Source organism: Halobacillus litoralis (assembly GCF_009856445.1).
Classification (GTDB): domain Bacteria; phylum Bacillota; class Bacilli; order Bacillales; family Halobacillaceae; genus Halobacillus; species Halobacillus litoralis.
Genome location: NZ_WMFA01000022.1, coordinates 1 through 6,559, shown reverse-complemented (window position 1 = coordinate 6,559; position 6,559 = coordinate 1). Strand labels below are relative to the sequence as shown.

At 44.1% G+C, this 6,559-nt stretch carries 8 protein-coding genes; 7 read left to right on the top strand and 1 reads right to left on the bottom strand.

Features of this window, described 5'->3' with window-relative positions:
• The 5 genes from GLW00_RS20130 to GLW00_RS20110 form a co-directional block, all read left to right on the top strand.
• On the top strand, positions 1–223 hold a 223-nt coding region (locus GLW00_RS20130; RefSeq protein WP_160915196.1), incomplete at its 5' end, for an IS3 family transposase.
• Between the two features lie 230 nt (positions 224–453).
• Positions 454–1,374 (top strand): ABC transporter ATP-binding protein, encoded by a 921-nt coding sequence (locus tag GLW00_RS20125; RefSeq protein WP_160917049.1) that lies wholly within the window; start codon positions 454–456, stop codon positions 1,372–1,374.
• Positions 1,367–2,323: an ABC transporter permease gene (locus GLW00_RS20120; protein WP_160917047.1), complete on the top strand. Its 957-nt coding sequence runs from the start codon at positions 1,367–1,369 to the stop codon at positions 2,321–2,323. Before GLW00_RS20125 ends, GLW00_RS20120 begins: the two co-directional genes overlap by 8 nt.
• Before the next feature lie 17 nt (positions 2,324–2,340).
• Positions 2,341–2,793, top strand: coding sequence for a DUF4064 domain-containing protein (locus GLW00_RS20115; protein ID WP_160917045.1), 453 nt, complete (start codon positions 2,341–2,343; stop codon positions 2,791–2,793).
• Positions 2,794–2,988: 195 nt separating this feature from the next.
• Positions 2,989–4,473 carry an HD domain-containing phosphohydrolase gene (locus tag GLW00_RS20110; protein ID WP_160917043.1) on the top strand — a complete coding sequence of 495 codons (1,485 nt, stop codon included), beginning with the start codon at positions 2,989–2,991 and terminating at the stop codon, positions 4,471–4,473.
• 44 nt (positions 4,474–4,517) lie between these two features.
• Here GLW00_RS20110 and GLW00_RS20580 read toward each other — a convergent pair whose 3' ends face one another.
• Positions 4,518–4,697, bottom strand: a complete 180-nt coding sequence (locus GLW00_RS20580) for a hypothetical protein (RefSeq protein WP_202412588.1) — start codon at positions 4,695–4,697, stop codon at positions 4,518–4,520.
• A gap of 110 nt (positions 4,698–4,807) precedes the next feature.
• Here GLW00_RS20580 and GLW00_RS20105 point away from each other — a divergent pair, with 110 nt between their 5' ends.
• On the top strand, positions 4,808–5,716 hold the full coding sequence (locus tag GLW00_RS20105; RefSeq protein ID WP_335808501.1) for a formate/nitrite transporter family protein: 909 nt from the start codon (positions 4,808–4,810) through the stop codon (positions 5,714–5,716).
• Positions 5,713–6,405: a Type 1 glutamine amidotransferase-like domain-containing protein gene (locus GLW00_RS20100; protein WP_160917042.1), complete on the top strand. Its 693-nt coding sequence runs from the start codon at positions 5,713–5,715 to the stop codon at positions 6,403–6,405. Before GLW00_RS20105 ends, GLW00_RS20100 begins: the two co-directional genes overlap by 4 nt.
• The last annotated feature ends 154 nt before the right edge of the window (positions 6,406–6,559 follow it).

Below are 6,559 nucleotides of genomic sequence, written 5' to 3'. Positions count from 1 at the left end.
ACAAAGTATGTCCCGCAAGGGCAACTGTCACGATAATGCGGTAATAGAAAACTTCTTTGGGTTAATGAAATCAGAGTTCCTTTATCATAAAGATTTTGAAAGTATAGAGCACTTCAAGCAGGAGCTCTCAGCTTTTATGGAAAAATACAACAATAGAAGAATTAAATCTAAATTAAGGATGAGCCCGGTTCAGTTCCGCGATAAATATCAAGCAACAGCTTAACTACATAGTGTCCAATTTTATGGGGTCAGTACAGCAGTCCGAGGAGGCTCACCGCGCTCCCGTGGAAAGCGAGCTATTCCACGCAGCCCCATCCACTCAACAAACGTCTCGAAACTGAGTCTTCAAGAATCCTGCCATATACTTGAACATTGTAAAATTTTTCATGAATTGTGAAACCAGATTGATTCTGTGACGTACATTAGATGTGTTGAATAAAAGGAGGGGGAAGAATGTCGGAGCCTGTCATGCAGTTGAAGAATGTTAAAAAGACAATTGGCAATAAATCAATTATCAAAGGCTTGGATTTTGAAATTTACGGCGGTGAAGTGTTTGGTTTTCTGGGACCTAACGGAGCCGGTAAAACAACAACTATCCGTATGATGGTCGGGTTGATGACGATGACGGATGGGGATGTGATCATCCAGGGGGAAAGTGTGCAGAACAACTTCAAAGGAGCGATCCGTCACGTCGGTGGAATCGTAGAGAATCCGGAAATGTACCCGTTCATGAGTGGGTGGAAGAATCTCGTTCACTATGCCCGTATGATGCCTGGTGTTACAGAGGAGCGGATCAAGGAAGTTGTGAAACTTGTTGGATTGGAAAAGCGGATGAAGGAAAAAGTGGGCAAATATTCCCTCGGGATGCGTCAGCGTCTTGGAATTGCTCAGGCCCTTTTACATAAACCTTCCGTACTCATCCTTGACGAACCTACAAATGGATTGGATCCTTCGGGCATTAGGGAAATCCGTGCGTATATCCGAAGACTGGCAGAAGAAGAAGGGGTTGCAGTCATTGTCTCGAGTCACATTCTTTCAGAAATGGAGATGATGTGTGATCGGATCGGCATCATCAAAAATGGAGAGCTGATTTCCATTCAAACCGTTCAGGATGCTCTCCAGCAAACAGATGAAAAAGAAGTATCCATTGAAGCAACACCTGTAGATCAAACGATGATTGCTCTTCAAGAGATGACAGGCAAGGAAGTGAGCCGAAAGGAAGAACTTCTGACCTTCACCGTAAAAAAAGAAAAAATTCCAACCGTTGTTGCAAATCTCGTGCAAAAAGGAATCCAGATTTACAGTGTGAACGTCAACCGCTCTACGCTTGAAGATAAATTCTTGGATTTGATTGGAGAGGGATCCATTGAGTAACTTTTTTCAACTAATTAAAAATGAACAGATGAAGCTCTATCATCAAAAAGCGACGTGGATCATGGCTATTCTTTTGGTGGTTTTAATTGTCGGGATAGGGACTCTTCTCAAAATCGATGATGCGATTACGGGTGGAGAAGGGCCGACCGGAGACGATTGGAAACAGGAGCTGGAGCAGCAGAATGAGCAATTGATGTCTGCAGGGGAACAACCCCCGGAAATTCAGTACCCGGCTTATACGAATGTGGAGATGAACCAATACCGGATAGAAAATGACTTGAAACCGACACCCTATAATGCGTGGGATTTCGTTCGCGATAACCGGGATCTTGTTGCGTTGGTTAGTCTATTCACGATTATTGTAGCGGCAGGAATTACAGCCAATGAGTTTCGCTGGGGGACAATTAAACTTTTATTGATCCGCCCGATTTCAAGAGCGAAGATTCTGTTAGCAAAATATGTGTCCGTAGTCATCTATGCTTTGGGTATGCTTTTTATCTTATATCTGTTGTCCTTTTTAGTAGGATCTTTATTGTTTGGAATGGGCAGCATTTCTCAGACGTATGTATATACTCAAGCGGGTGAGATTAAAGATGCCGGCATCTTTTCATTTACTGTTTCACAATACTTATTTAGTTTTGTAGAATTAATTATGATGGCTACGTTCGCGTTTATGATCGCTTCTGTTTTCAGGAATACATCCCTTGCGATCGGCTTGGCGATTTTCCTCATGATGGCTGGGAGTTCCATTGTGCTTTTCTTCATGGACAAAGAGTGGGCGAAATATATCCTGTTTGCCAATACGGATTTGAGTCAATATATGGCCGGGACACCATTCGTATCCGGGACTTCTCTTGGGTTTTCCATCGCCGTTTTAGCGGTATATTATGTAGTATTCATGGTTTTATCATGGGGGTTCTTTACGAAACGTGACGTAGCTGGATCATAAAAAAGGAGGAGAAGGAATTGAAACGTACGGTAGAAATCGTTCTTACTATCATAGGAATTGTTCTTTTTGGACTTCCCGTTCTGTTGAGTGGGATATTGTTAAACTCTGCAGATAATCCGCAAATACAACAAGAAATTGAAAACTTCATGAATTCCCCGGAAGTCCAGATGGAAGGGGAAATGAGTTCCACAGATATGACACAGATGTTTGAAATGATGGGGTCATTCGCGATGTTCGTGTTGATCGCTTCTTTGATTGCGATTGGGTTAGGGATTCTCGCCGCCGTATTCCTTAAAGGGAACAAGAAGCCGAAAGCAGCAGGAATCATTTTGATCATTTCCGCAATTATCTTTACGTTTGCTACGGTCTTTATGGGATTATTCGGAGGTGTAGCCTATTTGATAGCTGGAATTGTTGCGCTCGTCCGGAAACCGAAAAAGACAGCAACCGACGAAGCAATCAGTTATTAGATAGGAAAAAGCGTGGCTCTATAGCCGCGCTTTTTGTTTGTCATCCATAAAAAATGTAGACCCGTCATATAGGAGGAGAGAAAAACCGTTGTAACGAAAAATTCATAAAATAGAGAGCTTGAAATGTAGGAATTCGTCGATTTTTGTTGAATGAATAAGGAGAGAAGAAACGAATGTATTGAAGGAGCTTAATGAATGGATCCATTCAACTTTTTCCAAAGACGTATGTTGGTGAATTATATATGGGGATCGGCGGTAGCTGTTTGCGGTGTTGGAAGCTTGTTTATTTTCTACACGCTTCAGCTTGAAATGAAAGAAATGATGTATTTAATCTTTGTCATGCTGGTGTCTGTCGGGGTCATGTTAACGGCCGAGATTATGATGTACAAGCGCCATGTCCGCCCCATTCAACAACTGTTCGCAATAGGTTCTCCTGCTCCTGAGCAGGTGAAGAGTGCGTTGCTTAGGGCACATCAATTTCCTCAGTTGACGGTGAAACGGATTCTAGGCCCACACTTACTAGGGCTTTCGATTCCTGCTTCCCTTTTAGCCTGGGGGGCAATCGAACGTGGACTTGTAGACCTTCCGCTTTATTACATAGGTTACGCATGGATGGGGGCAGTCTTAATTGCTGTCATGCATGCTTTGATAGAATTCTTTATGACAGACCGGGCGGTTCAATTGTTGCTGCCTTCGATTTATGAAAGAGGCGCCCTTATTGATTATAAAAGGGAAACATCCATCAGTATTAAGACCAAGTTGTTTTTGAGTTCCATGTTTACTGCAGTTTTCCCTGTCGTTCTTTTCTTACTGGCATCTCAAGTCCGCCTGTCTGAAGGGGATGGGGTGGATGGGTATTGGAACTGGGCTTCTATCATCGCTCTTGTGGTTATGGGGATCGGGGCGCTCGCTGCCCTCTTGCTCTATAGAAGTATCCAGGAGCCGATGGAGCATTTGAGCGAACGCTTTCTAGATGTGCGCCGAGGTGAGATGAATTCGATGGATAACTTGTATATCGATGAATTTGCCGAGTTGGTCTCAGGATTCAATCACATGGTTACCGGTATAAAAGAAAGAGATAAAGAAAACGAACGCCTGCTCGAGAGCTTTTTCACCGTTTTTGCTGCAACGCTCGACGCACGTGATCCTTATACTGCCGGTCATTCGAAGCGGGTAGCTGAATACTCGGACTTGATCGCGCGGAGGGCTGGTTTTGATGAGAGGCACTTGGACTTGTTGAAAAAGTCAGCGCTGCTTCATGATATCGGGAAAATCGGAATTCGTGATGATGTGTTGCTGAAGGAAGGGCGTTTGAGCGAGGGGGAATTCGCGAAAATTAAGGAGCACCCGGTCATCGGCGCTCAAATTCTTTTACAAGTTCAGCTGCCGGAATCCCTTACTCCTGTTTTGGCAGGAGTGCGTCATCATCATGAGCGGTATGATGGGAAGGGATATCCGGATGGACTTGCAGGGGATGAGATTCCCTTATTTGGCCGTCTGATGGCCGTAGCGGATGCGTTTGACGCGATGACATCTGACAGGCCTTATCGGCAGGGAATGCCGGTCTCACAAGCGTTAGCGATCATAGAAGAAGGAAAAGGGACACAATGGGATCCGTATTTTGCTGAATTGCTTTTAGTTGAAATGAGACAGGATTTACGTAAAAAAGCGCTCGGCTGAGGATGAGCGCTTTTTTTATCTTATTATTCTTAGATATTATGGAGTTAGTCCAGGTAGCGATTCATTGCATCGACATCCGCACTCTGGCGATCATAGACGCTTCCTTCCTGGGGGCGCAGACCGCTGCCACCGCAAACCTTACAAGTATAGCGCCACTCTTCATCATCCATCAGCAGACCTTCTCCATCGCAAGCGAGGCAGAATTCATCTCTAGCCATCTTCATTCCTCTTTTCCTTGTTTTTCTTACCATTTCTCAAACGCTTCAGGTTATACAGACAGGGGAGATTATTTTTTAAGGGAATCGGGAATGTGAGAATCATTGGAGGGATGACTGTGGCAAACGAGGAAAAACAACAGAAAGCAGACGTAAAAGAAAACAATGATTCAAATCAGCAAATAGATCGTCCAGGTCGGCAATTTTATATTCCGTCCCAAATCGTAGATGAATTTGGTGAAAAGGGAAGGGATCACTTAAACAAGCCTTTCCCTGCTCAGTTTTTACTCGCGCTGACGGCAGGGTCTTTTATGACCTTCGGAGCCGTCTTTTCCATACTTCTTGCCGTCGGGGTTGAAACGAAAGGAATCTATCACCTTTTATCCGGTCTGGGATTTGCGGCAGGATATTCGATGGTCTTCATGTCAGGGGCTGTCCTTTTTACGGAAATCAATGTTCTTTTACCCTCCTACTTGTTTAACAAAGCAGGTTTGATGAAAACGAATATTTATAAATTCTGGATGTCTACTTATATCGGGAACATCATTGGAGCCTTTCTTGTGGCTGTACTGATCCAATCGTCCGGCTCATTCGCCAGTACCTTCTATCCTGAACTGGAGATGTATTTGGATCATAAAATGAAGTTTATGGACCATGGAGTCAAAGGATGGTTTCAAGTTCTGATTTCCGGTGTGCTTGCCAACTGGCTTATCGGAATGGCAGCATTCCTGACGACCTCTGCCCGGGATTTAACAGGTAAAATCCTTGGAACAACGTTACCTGTCGTCCTCTTTGTAGCGGGTAATTTCCAGCACAGTGCTGCGAATATGGGGTATTTCAGTATGGGAATCTTGGCTTCTGATAAATACACATGGTATGAATATATCTTCTTCAACCTTGTACCTGCCAGTATCGGAAATCTGATTGGAGGAGCCATATTGGTATCTCTTTTGTTCTCTTATGCTTACAAAGAGGACATTCAAACTTCCCTGGGAAGAAATAAGAATAAGAAGGGGGCTAAACGATGAAACAAATCATAGCTATGGGTGGAGGTGGCTTCTCAATGGAGCCGGAAAACCCGCTGTTGGATGATTATGTGTTGAATCAAGTGGAAAAAGAAAGACCGAAAATCTGTTTTGTCCCTACCGCAAGCGGGGATGCGGATAGTTACATCGAACGTTTCTATGAAGCGTTCAAAGAGAAGGCTGAAGCAACTCATTTGTCCTTGTTCAAACCACCCACAAGAGATTTACGAAAATTCGTACTCGACCAGGACATCATTTACGTTGGTGGAGGATCGACGAAAAACTTACTCGTCCTTTGGCGTGAATGGGGTTTAGATGAAATCATGAAAGAAGCGTGGGAACAGGGAGTCGTCCTTGCGGGTATCAGTGCAGGGGCCATTTGCTGGTTTGATGAAGGAGTGACAGATTCCTACGGTGACCAGCTGGAACCACTTGAATGCCTTGGATTTCTCCCAGGCAGCTGCTGCCCTCATTATGATGGGGAGGACGAGCGGAAACCGGCCTACACATCCTTTATTAAAGATGGATCGATTCGTCCAGGCTATGCGCTGGATGATGGAGCGGCCGTCCATTTCGTGAACACAGAACCTGTGCAAAACGTGAGCTCACGCCCAGGGGCAAAAGGTTATTATGTAAGAGTGGAAGGTCAGGAAGTGGAAGAGAATGAACTGGAAATGAAATACTTAGGCTGACGAAACACCCCCATGCTGAATGATGAGTGGAGTGACACAGTTAAATAAGACTCAATAAAACACCTAGGCTGCCATTACTCTGAATTCAATTGGAGTTTGGCAGTTTAGCTTTTTAAATGGTCGACAATAATTATAATAATACATGTACGTTTCT